At 64.5% G+C, this 17,564-nt stretch carries 19 protein-coding genes; 11 read left to right on the forward strand and 8 right to left on the reverse strand.

Features of this window, described 5'->3' with window-relative positions:
- Window positions 1–6 precede the first annotated feature (6 nt).
- The 5 genes from panE to PMI40_RS09310 form a co-directional block, all read right to left on the reverse strand.
- Window positions 7–948 (reverse strand): 2-dehydropantoate 2-reductase, encoded by a 942-nt coding sequence (panE, locus tag PMI40_RS09290; RefSeq protein ID WP_008114455.1) that lies wholly within the window; start codon window positions 946–948, stop codon window positions 7–9.
- 27 nt (window positions 949–975) lie between these two features.
- Entirely contained in the window at window positions 976–1,326 is a 351-nt protein-coding gene (locus PMI40_RS09295) for a helix-turn-helix domain-containing protein (RefSeq protein ID WP_081496434.1), read from the reverse strand.
- Window positions 1,316–2,122, reverse strand: coding sequence for an SDR family oxidoreductase (locus PMI40_RS09300; protein ID WP_008114459.1), 807 nt, complete (start codon window positions 2,120–2,122; stop codon window positions 1,316–1,318). The genes PMI40_RS09295 and PMI40_RS09300 overlap by 11 nt, the downstream gene beginning before the upstream one ends.
- A gap of 201 nt (window positions 2,123–2,323) precedes the next feature.
- A complete protein-coding gene (locus PMI40_RS09305) occupies window positions 2,324–2,974 on the reverse strand; it encodes a 3-oxoacid CoA-transferase subunit B (RefSeq protein ID WP_008114461.1) in 651 nt (216 codons plus the stop codon).
- 11 nt (window positions 2,975–2,985) lie between these two features.
- Window positions 2,986–3,687, reverse strand: coding sequence for a CoA transferase subunit A (locus PMI40_RS09310; RefSeq protein WP_008114463.1), 702 nt, complete (start codon window positions 3,685–3,687; stop codon window positions 2,986–2,988).
- 204 nt (window positions 3,688–3,891) lie between these two features.
- On the opposite strand from PMI40_RS09310, the gene PMI40_RS09315 reads away from it, so the two are divergent.
- Entirely contained in the window at window positions 3,892–4,452 is a 561-nt protein-coding gene (locus tag PMI40_RS09315; RefSeq protein WP_008114465.1) for a LuxR C-terminal-related transcriptional regulator, read from the forward strand.
- A 6-nt stretch (window positions 4,453–4,458) separates the two neighbouring features.
- Here the strand turns inward: PMI40_RS09315 and PMI40_RS09320 are convergent, their stop codons facing one another.
- Window positions 4,459–5,358 (reverse strand): LysR family transcriptional regulator, encoded by a 900-nt coding sequence (locus tag PMI40_RS09320; protein ID WP_008114467.1) that lies wholly within the window; start codon window positions 5,356–5,358, stop codon window positions 4,459–4,461.
- Between the two features lie 310 nt (window positions 5,359–5,668).
- On the opposite strand from PMI40_RS09320, the gene PMI40_RS09325 reads away from it, so the two are divergent.
- Window positions 5,669–6,280, forward strand: coding sequence for an NAD(P)-dependent oxidoreductase (locus PMI40_RS09325; RefSeq protein ID WP_008114469.1), 612 nt, complete (start codon window positions 5,669–5,671; stop codon window positions 6,278–6,280).
- Window positions 6,280–6,942 carry a DsbA family protein gene (locus PMI40_RS09330; protein ID WP_008114472.1) on the forward strand — a complete coding sequence of 221 codons (663 nt, stop codon included), beginning with the start codon at window positions 6,280–6,282 and terminating at the stop codon, window positions 6,940–6,942. The genes PMI40_RS09325 and PMI40_RS09330 overlap by 1 nt, the downstream gene beginning before the upstream one ends.
- Here PMI40_RS09330 and PMI40_RS09335 read toward each other — a convergent pair.
- Together PMI40_RS09335 and PMI40_RS09340 are read right to left on the reverse strand one after the other, a co-directional pair.
- Window positions 6,939–7,583 carry an HAD family phosphatase gene (locus tag PMI40_RS09335; protein WP_008114474.1) on the reverse strand — a complete coding sequence of 215 codons (645 nt, stop codon included), beginning with the start codon at window positions 7,581–7,583 and terminating at the stop codon, window positions 6,939–6,941. The genes PMI40_RS09330 and PMI40_RS09335 overlap by 4 nt on opposite strands.
- 40 nt (window positions 7,584–7,623) lie before the next feature.
- Complete coding sequence (locus PMI40_RS09340; RefSeq protein ID WP_008114477.1) at window positions 7,624–9,042, reverse strand: PLP-dependent aminotransferase family protein; 1,419 nt, start codon at window positions 9,040–9,042, stop codon at window positions 7,624–7,626.
- Between the two features lie 253 nt (window positions 9,043–9,295).
- Here PMI40_RS09340 and PMI40_RS09345 point away from each other — a divergent pair, with 253 nt between their 5' ends.
- The 8 genes from PMI40_RS09345 to PMI40_RS09380 form a co-directional block, all read left to right on the forward strand.
- Window positions 9,296–10,618 carry an aspartate aminotransferase family protein gene (locus PMI40_RS09345; RefSeq protein WP_008114479.1) on the forward strand — a complete coding sequence of 441 codons (1,323 nt, stop codon included), beginning with the start codon at window positions 9,296–9,298 and terminating at the stop codon, window positions 10,616–10,618.
- Between the two features lie 499 nt (window positions 10,619–11,117).
- Window positions 11,118–12,311 carry an ABC transporter substrate-binding protein gene (locus PMI40_RS09350; RefSeq protein WP_008114482.1) on the forward strand — a complete coding sequence of 398 codons (1,194 nt, stop codon included), beginning with the start codon at window positions 11,118–11,120 and terminating at the stop codon, window positions 12,309–12,311.
- A 65-nt stretch (window positions 12,312–12,376) separates the two neighbouring features.
- The gene (locus PMI40_RS09355; RefSeq protein WP_008114483.1) at window positions 12,377–13,243 is read left to right on the forward strand and encodes a branched-chain amino acid ABC transporter permease; all 867 of its coding nucleotides are present in this window, start codon (window positions 12,377–12,379) and stop codon (window positions 13,241–13,243) included.
- A 24-nt stretch (window positions 13,244–13,267) separates the two neighbouring features.
- Entirely contained in the window at window positions 13,268–14,239 is a 972-nt protein-coding gene (locus tag PMI40_RS09360) for a branched-chain amino acid ABC transporter permease (protein ID WP_008114485.1), read from the forward strand.
- The gene (locus PMI40_RS09365) at window positions 14,236–15,003 is read left to right on the forward strand and encodes an ABC transporter ATP-binding protein (protein WP_008114488.1); all 768 of its coding nucleotides are present in this window, start codon (window positions 14,236–14,238) and stop codon (window positions 15,001–15,003) included. The genes PMI40_RS09360 and PMI40_RS09365 overlap by 4 nt, the downstream gene beginning before the upstream one ends.
- Window positions 15,000–15,704, forward strand: coding sequence for an ABC transporter ATP-binding protein (locus PMI40_RS09370; protein ID WP_008114490.1), 705 nt, complete (start codon window positions 15,000–15,002; stop codon window positions 15,702–15,704). The genes PMI40_RS09365 and PMI40_RS09370 overlap by 4 nt, the downstream gene beginning before the upstream one ends.
- Before the next feature lie 20 nt (window positions 15,705–15,724).
- Window positions 15,725–16,987, forward strand: a complete 1,263-nt coding sequence (locus tag PMI40_RS09375) for a Zn-dependent hydrolase (RefSeq protein ID WP_008114492.1) — start codon at window positions 15,725–15,727, stop codon at window positions 16,985–16,987.
- 10 nt (window positions 16,988–16,997) lie between these two features.
- The coding region (locus tag PMI40_RS09380) for a M81 family metallopeptidase (RefSeq protein WP_008114494.1) at window positions 16,998–17,564 on the forward strand (567 nt) is incomplete at its 3' end.

Genomic DNA, 17,564 nt, shown 5'->3' on the forward strand with positions numbered 1-17,564 from the left:
TCGGGCTCAGTTCCGGGCCTGGCCAGACCGCTCGCGTTGCGTCTCATAGGCCTTCAGGTGCAGATAGGCCAGTTGCAGCAGCGTGGTCTTGGCGCCCTTGGCTTCGCCCCGCCGGATCAGGTCGCCGACGATATGGTCGGCCTCGATCCGGTTGCCATTGCCGATGTCGCGAAACATCGACGCCGTCAGCGTCGAGCCGTGCTCGGTCAGCATGCCACGGGTGCGGTGATAGAAAGTGTCGCCCGGACGATGCCCTTCCAGTTCGGCCACGCCTGCGCATTCGGCCAGCATGCCCTCGATGAAGGCCAGGCCGCCCGGACCTTGCAGGATGTCGCCGACGCTGGCGCGCATGAGCGAGGTGGCGCTGGCCAGCGCGGCCAGCATGGTCCACTTTTCCCACATCGCCTGCACGATATCCGGGCTCTGCCTGAGTTCGAAGCCTTGCACGTTCAGTGCCTCGTCCAGCCGGGCCGCACGCTCGCTGCTGCCGCCGGCCAGTTCGCCGAAAGTCAGGCCGGCATGGCCGTTGAGGTGCACGATGGCGCCCTCGGCATCGAGCGTACTGGCAATGACGCATTGGCCGCCCAGAACCGCCTGGCGGCCGAAGCGCTGGCCCAGTAGATCCAGGTGCTGCATGCCATTGAGCAGCGGCAGGATCGCGGTGCCGGGGCCGACAGCGGCCGCCATCGAGGTGATCGCATCATCCAGGTCATAGGCCTTGCTGCCCAGGATCACCAGGTCGTATTGCGGCTGCAACGCGGCGCGCTCGACCAGCTTGACGTCGGTCAGGTCGAGATCGCCTGCGGGGCTGCGCAAGCGCAAGCCATGTTCGCGCAACATGGCAGCACGGCGCGCACGTACCAGAAAGCTGACATCGCGACCGGCCGCATGCAGCCGCGCGCCGAAATATCCACCGACGGCGCCGGCGCCTACTATCAGGATCTTCATCCCGTTCTCCTCTGGGGTTGGCTGTCTCTATTGTGACGGTATTGGCGACACCGCGTCGGGATCGCATAGATAGTGCTCGCCCCACTGGCGCAGCGCGGCAATCAGCGGCTGCAGCGCGCGTCCGGATTCGGTCAGCACGTATTCGTCACGCGGTGGATGCTGCTGGTAGGGGTGGCGCCGCATGACACCGGCGGCTACCAGCGTCTGCAGGCGGCGCGCCAGGATCGCCGGCGAGATGCGCAGGTTGCGCCTGAACTGCTCGAAGCGGGTGCTGCCGCGCAGGGCATCGCGCACGATCAGCATGGTCCATGCCTCACCCACCAATCGCAACGTGGCTGCCACCGGACAGTCGGCGGCCGGGGTGGGTTCAGCCGGCATGGCTCAGGTAGCGTTCGGCCGGGCGATTGCGGGACAGGTTGGGGCCGAGCGCATGGCGCGCCGCCTCCATGGCTTGCCAGTCGGCGCGATCGGGCAGCGACGGGATGGTCACCACTTCGCCCTGGTCCAGGCCCGACAGGGCAGCGTCGACCAGGTCCTCGACTTCCATGAGCATCTCGGCCGGCAGGGCGTCGACACTGCCGCCGGAGCGGTCCCAGATCTCGGTGCGGGTGGCACCGGGCAGCACCACTTGCACGCGCACGCCGCGCGGCGCCAGTTCCTGCTGCATCGATTGGCTCAGGTTGAGCACATACGCCTTGGTGCCGCTGTAGGTGCCGTTGAACAACTCGGGCGCCAGTGCCAGCACCGAAGCGATATTGACGATGGTGCCGCTGCCGCGGCCACCGAAGGCCGCCGCTGCGGCTGCGGCCAGGCGCGTGACCGAGATCACGTTGAGCTGGATCATGGCTTCGTAGCGGTCGATGTCGGCATCGATCAGTTGGCCCTGCACCGCCATGCCGGCGTTGTTGACCAGCAGCGTGATGGCGGCGTCGGTACGCAGGCGCTGCTCCACGGCCAGCAGATCGCCACGTTGGGTCAAGTCGGCCGGCAACACTTCCACCTGCACGCCATGACGCGCCTTGAGTCGCTCGGCGAGCTGTTGCATCCGGGCCGCGTCGCGCGCCACCAGGATCAGGTCGTGGCCGCGGGCGGCCAGCCGTTGGGCGTAAGTGGCGCCGATGCCGGCCGAAGCGCCGGTGATGAGGGCGGTGCCCTGCTTGCTGTGCTGGTTCATTGCTGTCCTTTGCGGTAGGTGATCGGGAGCGGTCCCCGAGTTACTTCAATCATGGTAGTTACTATCATTATAAAAGTAACTAGGCGACTGTCAAGGGCAAGCGCGGCCAGCCGACAACATCGGGCGTGCGAATGCAAAAGGGGCGTCGGTTTCCCGACGCCCCTCGGCTGATACCTGTTGCGTGTGGTGGCTGGCTATCGCCTAGACGGCGCTGACATCGAGCAGCGCTTCGGTCTTCTCGACCACTTCTTCCTTGGTCACGCCGCTGGCCAGTTCAACCAGCTTCAGGCCGCTTGGCGTGACATCGATCACGCCCAGGTCGGTGATGATGCGGTTGACCACGCCCACGCCGGTCAGCGGCAGGTTGCACTGTTTCAGGATCTTCCTGGACGTGCTACCGTCCTTGGCCTTGGCCACGTGTTCCATCAATACCACCACGCGGCCGACCCCGGCCACCAGGTCCATCGCGCCGCCCATGCCCTTGACCATCTTGCCGGGGATCATCCAGTTGGCCAGGTCGCCGCTGCCCGAGACCTGCATCGCGCCCAGGATGGCGATGTTGATCTTGCCGCCGCGGATCATGCCGAACGAATCGGCCGAACTGAAGAAGGACGAGCCCGGGATGGTGGTCACGGTCTGCTTGCCGGCGTTGATCAGGTCGGGGTCGACCTGCTCTTCGGTGGGAAACGGGCCGATGCCCAGCAAGCCGTTCTCGGATTGCAGCCACACCTCGATGTCGCTCGGCACATGGTTGGCCACCAAGGTGGGCAAGCCGATGCCGAGGTTGACGTAGAAGCCATCCTGCAATTCCCGGGCTGCGCGCGCAGCCATTTCATCTCTGGTCCATGCCATGTCGTTCTCCCTTATCTGGCCGCGCTGACGGTGCGTTGTTCGATGCGCTTTTCGGGCGTGGCGTTGACCACGATGCGATGCACGAAGATGCCGGCGGTATGGACCTGGTCCGGATCGAGCTGGCCTATCTCGACCAGTTCTTCGACCTCGACCACCGTGATCTTGCCGGCCATCGCCACGTTGGGATTGAAGTTGCGGGCGGTCTTGTTGAACACCAGGTTGCCGGCACGGTCGGCCTTTTGCGCCTTGACCAGCGACACGTCGGCCACCAGCGAGCGTTCCATCACATAGGTGGCGCCATCGAAGTCGCGCACTTCCTTGCCTTCGGCCACCAGCGTGCCCACACCGGTCTTGGTGAAGAAGGCGGGGATGCCGGCGCCGCCGGCGCGCAGCTTCTCGGCCAGCGTGCCTTGCGGGGTGAATTCGAGTTCCAGTTCGCCGGCCAGGTATTGCCGTTCGAATTCCTTGTTCTCGCCCACGTAGGAGGCGATCATCTTCTTGATCTGGCGTGTATTGAGCAGCTGCCCCAGGCCAAAGCCGTCGACGCCGGCATTGTTGGAAATGGCAGTGAGGTTCTGCACACCCGAGTCACGCAGGGCGGCGATCAGTGCCTCGGGGATGCCGCACAGGCCAAAACCGCCGACGGCAATGGTCTGGCCGTCCTTGACGATGTCTTTCAACGCGGTGGCCGCGTCGGGATAAACTTTGTTCACGAGTCTCCTTTCGGCTCTTGCGACCTACCCCGCCGTGGTGATCGACGATCGACCGTGCCGATGGGGCGTTCTCCGAGCATCACTAAAAAGCGCCAATCATCATAGGTCAGCGAAATAGGCCATACAATACGGTAAAACTACCTGGCGCACTGCAGCATATCGCACCCGCCCGGTTCGAGGGAACCACGCATCTTGCCGCACACCATGACCACGCCACCGGCCATCGATTTCGAACAGGTCTTCATGCACGCCCCAATCGGGATGTGCATCTCGCATCATCGCGTCATCCAGCAGGGCAACCTGGCCATGGCGGCCATGTTCGGCTATCCGGTCGAGTCGTTGCGCAAGAAGTCCTTCCTCGAGATCTATCCCACCCCGGACGAGTTCGAGCGCACCGGCCAACGCCTGGTGCCTATCCTCAACGAAAAGGGTTTCTATTCGGACGAACGGATCATGAAGCGCGCGTCCGACGAGATGTTCTGGTGTCACGTCACCGGCCATTCGCTGGTGCAGGGCAACCCCCACGCGGCCGGCATCTGGACCTTCGAGGATGTCAGTGCCAAGCGCCCCATCACTCCCGGGCTCACGCCCCGCGAGCGCGAGATCGCCGCCCTGCTGGTCGAAGGCAAGACCAGCAAGCTCATCGCGCGCCAGGTCGAGTTGAGCCCGCGCACGGTCGAGATGCACCGCGCACGGCTGATGCGCAAGTTCGCCGCCGCCACCTCGTCCGAACTGGTACACAAGCTGCTCAGCATCACTCCTTGAGTCACATCAGAAAGGTTGCCCGCGAAACCGCTCGGCCAGGAAATCGACCATGGTGCGCAGGGTCGCCGGCATGTGCTTGCGCGATGCATACACTGCATACATGCCGAGCTGGGTCGGCGCGTACTCGGGCAGCAAGGCCACCAGCTGGCCCGATGCCAGCAGCGGCGCCACCGAATAGGCCGGCATGTGGCCCACGCCGACGCCGGCCAGTACCGCCTGCAACAATACCGTGACCTCGTTGGCGCTGATGCTGCCGCCGACTGCCACCGAGGCGGCCCGCCCGCCCTGCCCGCGCGGCTCGAATTGCCACAGGCTGCGACCGACATAGGAATGGGTCAGGCAGTTGTGCAAGGCCAGGTCCTCCACCTGTCGCGGCGTGCCGTGGCGCGCCAGGTACCCCGGCGTGGCGCAGATCACCGAACTGCAGTCCGTCAGCTTCCTGGCGATCAGGTTGGGTTCGAGCCGGGTGGTCATGCGGATGGCCAGGTCGATGCGCTCTTCGACCAGGTTCACCGTGCGGTCCAATGCCACCAGGTCGACCGCCACGTCGGGATAGCGACGGCCATAGTCGACCACTGCCTGCACCAGCTGGGTCTGGGTAAAGGAGGTGCTGGAGGTGATGCGCAGCAAGCCACGCGGGGTCTCGTCGGGCGCATCGACGGCATGGCGCATGTCGTCCGACAGTTCCAGCATCTGGCGACAACGCGCCAGTATCTCGTTGCCGGCGGGCGTCAACGACAGGCGCCGGGTGGTCCGGTGCAACAATCGTGCGCCGACCCATTCTTCCAGTTCGGCCACGTAGCGCGACACCACCGGACGCGACAGGTCCAGCTGCTGGGCCGCCGCCGACAGGCTGCCGCTGTCGACCACGGTGACGAATACCCGCATGGCGGTCAAGCGGTCCATGACACCCCTATCCGAACGATTCAAGTAAGACCCGGGCCAAAGCGCTACGCTACCGGCCGCAACAGCGCATTGTAGTCAAAAGCCGCAGCGCGGCAACCGGGCAGTAGGCGACGCTGGCGACGCTGGCGACGCCCGGCTGCCGCCATTGCCCTGCAACGGCCTGGCCATATGACCGATTAAAGAAACAAACTATGTCCGATTATGTTGTTTTTCAGCACGAAATAAGGGGCTAACCTGGCGTCCAGCAATCAGGCTGGCGCCCGCCGTCGACGACCCGGCGCCCATTTTCATCTCACACAAGGACATCATCATGAACATCGCCATCATCGGCGCCAGCGGCAACGTCGGTAGCCGTATTCTCGAAGAAGCGCTGCGCCGCGGCCACCAGGTGATCGCCATTGCCCGCGATGCCGGCAAGATCGCGCCGCACGACAAGGTCATCGCGCGCAACGCCGACGTGCTCGACAGCGCCGCCCTGGCAGGCGCCCTGGCCGGCGCCGAGGTAGTGGTCTCCAGTGGCCGCTTCGTCAACTTCAAGGCCAGCGACCTGCTGCCGGCCGTCAAGCAGGCTGGCGTGAAGCGCCTGGCCGTGGTGGGTGGCGCCGGCAGTCTCGAGATCGCGCCGGGCAAGGCCCTGATCGACCTGCCCGAGTTTCCCGCCGAATACAAGGCCGAGGCATCGGCCGGACGCGACTTCCTGAACCACCTGCGCGCCGAGAAGGAACTGGACTGGACCTTCCTGTCGCCGTCGGCGTTGTTCATCGCGGGCGAACGCACCGGCAAGTTCCGCCTGGGCACCGATGAACTGCTGACCGCGGCCGATGGCAAGAGCTGGATCTCCTACGAAGACTATGCCATCGCCCTGCTCGACGAAATCGAGCAACCGCGCCATGTACGCGCACGCTTTACGGTAGGTTACTGATGGCCGCGCCAGCCGCATTGCTGCATTACATCCACGACCCGCTGTGCGGTTGGTGCTATGGCGCCTGGCCATTGGTGACGGCGGCGCGTGCCGTCTTGCCCGTCACCGCCCACGGCGGCGGCATGATGGCCGGGCGCAACCGGCGCCGGGTGAGCGCCGATCTACGCAACCATGTGATGCCGCACGACCACCGCATTGCGCAATTGAGCGGACAGGTGTTTGGCGAACGCTATTTCAACGGCCTGCTCACCGACAGCAGCGCGGTATTCGATTCGGGCCCGCCGATTGCCGCCGTGCTGGCCATGCAGGCGCTCAAGGGCAACGACGCCGGCCTGGACCTGCTGGCGGCGATCCAGCGTGCGCATTATCAGGAGGGACGACGGATCTCGGACGAGCCGGTATTGGTGGCGCTGGCCGCGCAGCTGGGGGCGGATGGCCCGGCCTTCGCGAGCGCCATGCAGCAGCAGGATCTTGACGCCCATTTCCAGACCACGCGCGGCCTGCTCGATCGGGTGGGCGGGCGTGGTTTTCCGACCTTCGCGCTGCAACGGGGCGAGGCGATGGACGTGATCGATGTCGCCATGTGGCTGGGTCGGCCGGTGCAATGGGTCGCCCACCTGCGCGGCGCGATGGCAGGGGCCAGCGCCCTGCCCGGGCGTTAGACGGCCACGCCCAGTGCCTGCAACTCGCCCCGCGTACGCGCGGCATCGATGTGGTGGATGGCATGCCATCCCAGCGTCTGCGCCGCCTCGACGTTCTTCTTCAGGTCATCGATGAATACCAGCTCGCCCGGCTGCAGGTCTGCCAGGTGAGCGCGGTAGCGCGCCAGGGCGATCTGGTAGATGCGGGCGTCGGGCTTGATGCATCTTTCTTCGCCCGATACCACGATGTCCTGGAACAGGCCCAGGAAGTCGTAGTTCTCGCGGGCATACGGAAACGTCTCGGCGGACCAGTTGGTCAGGCCGAACAATGGCATGCGCATCGCATGCAGGTCTTTCAACAAGGTCACGCCATCGTCCAGCGGGCCGCGCAGCATTTCCTTCCAGCGGTCATAGAAAGCGCGAATCAGGGACTCGTGCTGCGGGTGCTCGCGCACCAGCAATTCGGTGCCTTCGGCCAGCGTGCGGCCGGCGTCCTGCTGCACGTTCCAGGACGACGAACACACCTCGCTGAGAAACCGCAGCCGTTCGTCATCGTCGGCGATCAGGTGTCGATAGACGTGCAGCGGGCTCCAGTCGAACAGCACGCCGCCAAAATCGAAGACGACGGCGCGAATGCCAGTGGCGGGAAGGGTCGGGGTCATGCTCGGCCATCCATGAAGAAAGGGAAAGCCATTCTACCGCTCACAGCGTGCGGAAGAAATCGAACAATTCGGGCACGTCCGCGAAGCCGACGTTGAAGCGAAAACTGGCCTGCTCGGGCGTGTTGAGGCGAAAGAAATCGCCCGGCGCCAGCCAGATGCCCTTCTGCCGCGCACGGTCGGCAATCTCGCGTGCCGACAGGCTGCTGCCTTCCAGCGTGGCCCAGGTGAACATGCCGCCGCGCGGCGCCGTAAAGGGCACCAGGCCGACCTCGGCCAGGCGCGCATTGAGCGTGGACTGGGCATTGAGCAGCGTGGCGTTGAGCGTTTGCACGTGACGCCGGTGATGTCCCTCGGTCAGCACGTTGTGCACCAGGCGCTCGTTGATCTCGGAATTGGTCAGCGTCAGGATCATCTTGGTATGCACGATCTGGCGCGCCAGCTCGGGCTGGCACGCCACGAAACCCACCCGCAGCGACGGCGCGATGGTCTTGGAGAAGCTGCCCACGTAGATCACCCGCTGCAAGCCGTCCAGCGCGGCCAGCATGGGATCGGTGGCCTGCCCCAGCTCGCGGAAGATATCGTCTTCCACGACCCAGAAGCCATGTCGCTCGGCCGCCTGCAATACGCGCATGGCGCAGGCCGGCGTGTACGACGTGCCGGTCGGGTTCTGCAACACGCTGGTGGTGAAGAACAGCTTGGGACGATGCTGGCGCGCCAGCGCATCGAGCGCCTCGGTATCGACCCCGCCCGGGATGCGCGGCACGCCGATCACGTTCAGGCCGGCCAGGCGCAGCATGGCGATCAGGTTGCAATACCCGGGGTCGTCGATCATGACGGTGTCGCCCGGCTGCGTCATGGTGCGCACCACCAGGTCCAGCGCCTGGGTCGCGCCGTGGGTGGTGAGCACCTGGTCGATCGACAGCTCCAGCGCCCAGTTGCCCAGGAACTGCGCAATCAGCTGGCGCAGCGGCGCATAGCCGAACGGGTGGCCATAGGCTACCTGTTGCAGGCCGGGCGAGCGGATGATGCGCCGCTCGGCCTGGTGCAGCCCCTCGTCGTTGAGCCACTTGCCCGGCAACCAGCCGGCCCCGGCCTTGATCGGCACCCGGTCGTCGGCAAACATCTGCGACAGCAGCCAGGCCGAATCGATGGCTGGCTCATGGGGCGTGAAGACCGCCCGCGCACCGCCTTGCGTGGCGCGCGCGGCGACGAAGAAGCCGGCGCCACGACGGGCCTGCAGCAGGCCACGGGCCACCAGTTGTTCGTAGGCCTCGACTACGGTGGAAGCGCCGATGTCGTGGCTATGGGCCAATTGGCGTACCGACGGCAGCCGCTCCCCCGAGCGCAGCTCGCCGGCATCGATCAGGCGGCCCAGTTCGGCCGCCACCTGTTCCACCAGGCGGGTCGCCGTATTCCTGTGCAATTGCAGTTGCAGCGCTTCGCGGGCTGGCTTGGCCATGGATTCTCCGATACAGATCGACAAAGTGTATTACTGATGAATGCCGGCCCTGTCGGTGGCAAGCCCCTGAATTAGCGGGGCCAGGCCGAAAAGCAGGCGGCTCGCGACGCGCCGGTTCCCACGCCATGAGTCAATACAGTTCACCGAACTTTGCAATACAGTTTCGCGTGATTTTGAAAAGTGTGTCTAACAATACTGCCAGTGTCTGGCAATAATCAAGCTGTTCTCAACTTTCGCCCGCTGGTGCGCCCCCATGTCTACTTCCGAACAGAAACCCGGCCTGTCTGCCTACTGGATGCCTTACACCGCCAACCGCAACTTCAAGGCCAGCCCGCGCATGCTGGTGTCGGCCGAAGGCATGTACTACCGCGACGACGCCGGCAATGCCATCCTCGATGGCACCGCCGGCCTGTGGTGCGTGCCGCTGGGGCATGGCAACCGGCGCATCGTGTCGGCCGTGCAGCAATCGGTGGCCACGCTCGACTACGCACCCTCGTTCCAGCTGGGCCACCCGTCGGCGTTCGAATTGGCCGAGCGCCTCAAGGCCTATACCGGCAATCGCTTCGGCCATGTGTTCTATACCGGCTCCGGTTCGGAATCGGTGGACACCGCGCTCAAGATCGCGCTGGCCTACCACCGCGTGCGCGGCAACGCCACCCGCACCCGCCTGATCGGGCGCGAGCGCGGCTATCACGGGGTCGGCTTCGGCGGCATGTCGGTGGGTGGTATCGGCGGCAATCGCAAGACCTTCAGCACGGCCTTGATCGCCGGCGTGGATCACCTGCCCCATACCCACAACCTGGAGCGCAATGCCTTCACCAAGGGCCAGCCCGAAGTCGGCGCCAACCTGGCCGATGAACTGGAACGCCTGGTGGCACTGCACGATGCGTCCAACATCGCCGCCGTGATCGTCGAGCCGGTGGCCGGATCGACCGGCGTGCTGGTGCCACCCAAGGGTTACCTCCAGCGTCTGCGCGAACTGTGCACCAAGCACGGCATCCTGTTGATCTTCGACGAAGTCATTACCGGCTTCGGCCGCCTGACGACGCCGTTCGCATTCGACTACTTCGATGTCGAGCCCGACATCGTGACCACCGCCAAGGGCCTGACCAACGGTGTGGTGCCGATGGGCGCGGTGTTCGTCAAGAAAGAGATCCACGACGCCTTCATGGACGGGCCTGCCGGTATCGAACTGTTCCATGGCTATACCTATTCGGGCCACCCGCTGGCCTGCGCGGCCGGCCTGGCTTCGCTGGACAGCTTCGAACAGGACGGCGTGCTCGACCAGGCCAAGGACGTGGCCGACTACTTCCAGGAAGCGGCCCATTCGCTGCGCGGCCTGCCGCACGTGATCGACATTCGCACCATCGGCTTGATCGCCGGCATCGAATTGTCGTCCATCGACGGCAAGATCGGTGCGCGCGCCTATGACGCATTCGTGCGCGCCTTCAATGACGGCATCCTGATTCGCGTCACCGGCGACATCATCGCGCTGTCGCCGCCGCTGATCATCAACCGTCAGCAGATCGATGAATTGTTCGGCAAGCTGGGCGCCATTCTCAAGACCCTGGCTTAGGCAAAACCAAGAAACGGCATGTGTCATCGCATGCCGTTTTTCATGCTGCCGGATGTTGGTGCAGCCGCCGCAGCAGTTGGTGCAGATCGCCAGTGATCGAGATGAAAACGCACTGCGATATCGACGCATATCTTTCAGCCATCGAGGAGACCATCAGGCCCACACTGTAGTGTGAATGACATAGAAGAAAAATCCTGCATGCAGACCGGCGGATACACGCCGGCGCACGATGAACAGGTCAATAGAACAGTGGAGACGAGCCCTTCGTGAGCATGCACTTGCCGCACGCATTTGCGCGCCCCGCGCGTAACGCGTCACGCCCTGGCCATATCGATTTCATCCGTGATTTCCTGCGGAGGATGATTGGCGTCCGTATACTCCATGCACCTCGTATTTTTCGTCGATTTCCGTCGCCCACAGGCATGGAACTTGCGTTGATTTGCCGTTGATGTTTTCGTAGATGACACCTTTCGATTCCTAATTTTTTGGAGATGCAAACATGACCAGCCGTCGCGATTTTCTGAAGCTTTCCGCATTGGCCGCGCCTGGCGCACTTACCTTCACCGATGTCTTCGCCCAGGCCGACGCCATTTCGTTCGGTTGCCCGGTGCCGATGTCGGGCCCCTTCGCCGCCAACGGAAAGTTCGCCGACATGGGCATGAAGCTGGCGCTGCAGAAATACGGCAAGGTGCTCGGCAAGAGCACCAGCTACGTGACGCTGGACACCGAAGGCAAGCCCGCCACGGCAGTGCGCAAGATGCAGGAAAGCATCGAGAAGGGAGCCCGCTTCTTCGCCGGCGGCATCCTCTCGGGCGAGGCGCTGGCCATGGGCAAGGAAGCCGACAAGGCCGGCGGCATCTTCATCACCACCGCCGGCGCCGACGAGATCACCGGCACCGATTGCAATCGCTCCACCTTCCGCTGGTCGGTGCCCACCTTCGGCGCGGTCGAGCAGACCGTGCGCCCGCTGCTGGAAAAAATGCCCAACGCCAAGCGCTGGTACACCATCACCCCGCAATATGTATTCGGCGAAGGCCTGCTGTCGGCCGCCAAGGCGATCTTCAAGGAAAAAGGCATCGAGCATGTCGGCAACAGCTATCACTCGCTGACCGAGAAGGAATTCTCCGGTTACCTGACCAATGCCATGGCCGCCAAGCCAGATGTGCTGCTGCTGCTCAACTTCGGCTCGCAATCCTCGGATACGCTGCGCCAGGCGGTCAGCTTCGGCATGAAGAACAACTGTACCATCCTGATGGCCTGGGCCTCGGGCCTGGAGCAGTTCGAGACGCTGGGCGCCGACATCTGCGACGGCGTGTACTTTGGCGCGCAGTACTGGCACGCCATCGACTCGCCCTTCAACAAGGAATTCACCAAGCTGGTCAATGACACGCTGAAGATCGAGCCCAACTACAGCCTGGCCGGTTCCTACATCTGCACCAAGATCATGCTCGACGCCATCATCAAGGCCAACAGCACCGATCCCAAGGCGGTCATCGCGGCCATGGAAGGCATGAAGTACGAAGGCCTGACCGGTACCGAGGAAATTCGCAAGAGCGATCACCAGGTCATCAAGAACTATTACCTGCTCAAGGGCAAGGCCAAGTCGAAGATGAGCAACAAGAACGACTACGCCGACATCATCTCGTTCGGCAAGTCGTTCCTGGCGCCTGAAAAGACCCAGTGCAAGCTCTAAAGGTCGAGCGGCGGCGGCCGCTGGTCGCCGCCCGTCTTGCCCATTGATTTCCGTCACGAGGTTTCATGAATATCTATCTGCTGCAGATCGCCAATGGCATCGGTATCGGCATGCTGTACTTCTTGCTGGCAGTCGGCCTGTCGATCGTGTTCGGGCTGCTGCGCTTCGTCAACTTCTCGCACGGCGCGTTCTTCCTGCTGGGGGCTTACCTGTGCTTCCAGATCAGCGACTGGGGCCTGGACTTCTGGTGGTCGCTGCTGGTGGCGCCGCTGGTGGTGGGCGCGTTCGCCTATGTGGTGGAGCGCTTCGTGCTGCGCCACGTGTATGCGCTGCCGCATCATTTCCATATTCTCTTTACCGTCGGCCTGGCGCTGGTACTGCAGGAGGCGGTGATCTCGACCTGGGGCCCGCTGGGCAACAACGTATCGCCCCCTGCGCTGCTGCAGGGGGTGGTCATGGCCGGCGGGTTCGTCTACCCCAAGTATCGCCTGTTCGTCATCGGTTTCACCGCCGTGCTGGCAGTGGTGCTGTGGTGGGTGCTGGAAGGCACGCGCCTGGGTGCCATCGTGCGCGCAGGCAGCGAATCGACCGAGATGGTGTCGCTGCTGGGGCTCAATATCAACCGCATCTTCAGCCTGGTGTTTGCGCTGGGCGCGGCCACCGCCGGCCTGGCGGGAGCCCTGGCCGCCCCCATCCGCGGCGCCGACCCGTTCATGGGCGTGGAGGCGCTGGGGATCGCCTTCGTGGTGGTGGTCATCGGCGGCCTCGGCAGTTTCTCGGGGGCGCTCATCGGCGGCATCCTGGTGGGCATCGTGCAAAGCGTCATGAGCACGGTCTGGTCCGAGGGCGCGCACCTGATGATCTACATCGCCATGGCGGCGGTCATGCTGCTGCGGCCCAATGGCTTGCTCGGCCGGCCCGGCGCGGCATAAGGTCGGACGAACTACAAGGAACCCATGAAACAGATCGTTCATTTTCGCTATACCCTGCTGGCCGCGGCGGTCGCCTTGCTGCTGCCGCTGACGGTGGGCTCGGGCACGCTGGCCACCGAAGTGCTGGTGTTCGCGCTGGCGGCGCTGGGCTGCAACCTGCTGTTGGGCTATACCGGCCTGATGTCGTTCGGCCAGGGCATCTTCTTTGGCGTGGGCAGCTATACCGCAGGCGTGGTGCTGCTCAAGCTCAAGGCGCCCCTGCTGGTGGCGCTGGCGCTGTCGGCCGGTGGCGGTGCCGCAGTGGCCTTGCTGGTGGGCTGGTTCTCGATCCGCCAGCGCGGCACCTACTTCGTGATGCTGACCCTGGCCTTCGCGCAGATGTTCTACTTCCTGGCCTATACCATGAAGGATGTGACCGGCGGCGACAACGGCCTGCTCGACATCGCGCGCCCGCCGCTGACGCTGTTCGGACAGACGCTGCTGCCCACCACCTCGTCGTGGCAGTACTACACGGTGGTGGCGATCATCTTCGTGCTGGTGTTCTGGCTGCTGCAACGGATCGTCGATTCGGTGCTGGGACGCACGCTGCTGGCGGTGCGCGACAACGAGGCGCGGGCCTCGGCAGTGGGCTACGACGTGCGCCTGCTGAAGCTGGCCGCGTTCATCATCTCGGGCGCCGTCACCGGCCTGGCCGGTGGCCTGCATGCCATGATGACCGGCGTGGCGCCGCTGTCGAACATCGAGTATCACACCAGCGAATCGATCCTGGTGATGACCGTCATCGGCGGCACCGGCAACCTGTTCGCATCGGTGCTGGGCGCGGCGTTCTACGTGCTGGCCGGCAACTGGCTGTCGACCCTGTGGCCGCGCTGGCTGATGCTGCTGGGCTTGCTGCTCATCGCGGTGAGCCTGTACATGCACCGTGGCCTGTTCGGGCTGGCCGTCAAGTTGATCAACCTGGTCCGTCCCGGCCGCGCCAAGGAGCAGCATTCATGAGCCAGCCCATCCTGCAGGCGCACAAGGTCACCAAGCGCTATGGCAAGTTCACCGCCGTCAACGGCGTCACGCTCGACATCATGCCCGGCACCGTGCATTCGGTGATCGGCCCCAACGGCGCCGGCAAGACCACGCTGTTCCACACCCTTACCGGCACCACCCCGATCACCGAAGGCAGCATCAAGGTCGAGGGCGAGGAAGTGTCGCACCTGCCGGGCCATCGCCGGGTGCGGCGCGGGCTGGCGCGCTCGTTCCAGGTCACCAGCCTGTTTCCCAACCTGAGCGTGTGGGAAAACCTGCGACTGGCCGCGCAGGGCTGCCATCCCTGGGCCGCGCTCAACCCCTGGAAACGCGCCGAGCAGATGCACGCCGCCTGCGAGCTGGCCGATCGGCTGGTCGAGCGGCTGTCGCTGCAAGCGGTGGCGCAGCGGGTATCGTCGGAGCTGTCGCATGGCCAGCAGCGGCGCCTTGAAGTCGGCATGGCGATGGCCGGCCAACCCAAGGTCATCTTCCTGGACGAACCTACCTCGGGCATGGGCATCGACGACATCGGCGACATGAAGCGGCTGATCCACGGCCTGCGCGAGGACTACACGGTGGTACTGATCGAACACAACATGGATATCGTGATGGACATTTCGGACAGCATCACCGTGATGCAGCTGGGCCAGATCCTGGCGCAGGGCAAACCCGGCGAGATCCGCAGCGACGAACGGGTACGCCGCGCCTACCTGGGCAGCATGATCACGGGAGGCCGCGCATGATCCTGCAGATCGAGGATGTACACGGCTACTACGGCAAGAGCCACATCCTGCAGGGCGTGTCGCTGCAGGTCGATGCGGGCGAGGTGATCACGCTGCTGGGCCGCAACGGCGCCGGCAAGACCACCACCTTGAAGAGCATCGTGGGCGTGGTTCCGCCTGCACCCGGACGGGTGGTGTTCGAAGGCCAGGAGGTGGCGGGCCTGCCACCGCACAAGATCGCCGCGCGTGGCCTGTGCCTGGTGCCGGAACATCGCGGCATCTTCAAGCTGCTCACCGTCGAGGAAAACCTGACCATGGCTGCCAGGCGCGAATCGGCCTGGGGCCTGGAAGACGTCTACCAGATCTTCCCGCGCCTCAAGGAGCGTCGCAAGAACGGCGGTGGCCAACTGTCGGGTGGCGAACAGCAGATGCTGGCCATCGCGCGCGCGCTGATGAACAACCCGCGACTGCTGATGCTCGACGAGCCGGTAGAGGGCCTGGCGCCGGTGATCGTCGACGAGATCGTGGCGCAGATCAAGCTGATCAAGGCCACCGGCATTCCCATCATCCTGGTCGAGCAGAACCTGGAAGTATGCACCCAGCTGGCCGACCGCCACTACATCATCGAACAGGGCCGCGTGGTCTACAGCGGCAGCAATGCCGAGTTCCTGGCCGACGACGGCGTCAAGGATCGCTACCTCGGCGTGAACCTGGCCGCCTAACCTCATCTACTGGAGTCATCATGGACACGACAAGCACTGCAACCCGGCACGCCCTGCGCATCGATGGCAAGCGCCTCTGGGATTCGTTGATGGAACTGGGCCGCATCGGTGGCACCGCCAAGGGCGGCGTCTGCCGGCTGGCGCTCACCGACCTCGATCGCCAGGGGCGCGACCTGGTTACCTCATGGGCCCGTGCCGAAGGCATGAGCGTGGTGGTCGACCAGATCGGCAATATCTTCATGCGCCGCGACGGTCGCGACAACCACCTGCCGCCGGTGATGACCGGGTCGCATATCGACACCCAGCCCACCGGTGGCAAGTTCGACGGCAACTATGGCGTGCTGGCCGGCATCGAGGTGATCCGTACCCTCAACCGGCACGGCATCCAGACCGAGGCGCCCATCGAGGTGGCAGTGTGGACCAACGAGGAAGGTTCGCGCTTCGTGCCGGTGATGATGGGCTCGGGCGTATTCTGCGGCGCCTTCACGCTGGAGCATGCCTACAACGCCACCGATGTCGATGGCAAGAAGGTCCGGGACGAACTGGAACGCATCGGCTACATCGGCCAGCAGAAATGCGGCGACCACCCTATCGGCGCCTACTACGAGGCGCATATCGAACAGGGACCGGTGCTCGAAAACGCCGATACCGTCATCGGCGTGGTGCCGGCGGTGCTGGGACTGTCGTGGTACGACTGCACGGTGACCGGCTTCGAATCGCATGCGGGTCCAACACCGATGGAAATCCGCAAGGATGCCTTGCAGGTCGCCACCACCATCATGCAGGAGGTGGTGGCCATCGCCCATCGCTATCCACCCTACGGACGGGGCACGGTAGGCCAGGTGCAGGTGATGCCCAACAGCCGCAACGTGATCCCGGGCCAGGTGAAGTTCTCGGTCGACCTGCGCAACGTCAACGACGACACGCTCAACCGCATGCATGAGGACCTGCTGGCCTACATCGAGGCGACGCGCCAGCAGAGCGGCCTGAAGATCGAGCTGGAGCGGGTGTCCTACTTCCCGCCGTGCCCGTTCCACCCCGATTGCGTCGACAACGTGCGCCAGGCCGCCGACGCGCTCGGCTACAAGACCATGGACGTGGTATCGGGCGCCGGCCACGATGCGATCTATGCCGCACGACTGGCACCGGCCGGCATGATCTTCGTGCCCTGCAAGGACGGCGTGAGCCATAACGAGATCGAGGACGCCCAGCCCGATCACCTGGAAGCCGGCTGCAACGTGTTGCTGCAGGCGATGCTGGCCAGTGCCGGCGTAGTTGCCTGAGGAGCCGCGCATGAAGATCGTGATCGCCCGCATGAACCATGAGACCAACACCTTCTCGCCCATCCCGACGCCGCTGGCGGCATTCGATCCGCAATGGGACGAGGCCGCCCGCAGCAACCAGAAAGGTGCGCTGACCGCCATGGGCGCCTTCCTCGATATCGCCGAGGGGATCGATGCCGAGATCGTCACACCGCTGGCGGCCTGGGCCAACCCCAGCGCGGCGGTGGCCGCCGACGCCTATACGCTGATGTGCGACGCCATCGTGCGTGCGGTCGGCCAGGGCTGCGATGCCATCATGCTCGACCTGCACGGTGCCATGGTAGCCGAGAACGCCGATGATGGCGAAGGCGCATTGCTCGAACGCATCCGCCAGGTGGCACCCGACACGCCGATGACGGTAGCGCTGGACCTGCACGGCAACGTGACCCGGAAGATGGTGCAACACGCCGACATCATCGTCAGCTTCAAGACCTATCCCCACATCGACATGTACGAGACCGGTGAACATGCCGCACGCCTGCTGCTGGATCTGCTGGCGCGCCGGTCGCGGCCGGTGATCGGCTGGCGCCAGCTGCCG

The organism is Herbaspirillum sp. YR522 (assembly GCF_000282575.1).
Lineage (GTDB): Bacteria > Pseudomonadota > Gammaproteobacteria > Burkholderiales > Burkholderiaceae_D > Herbaspirillum.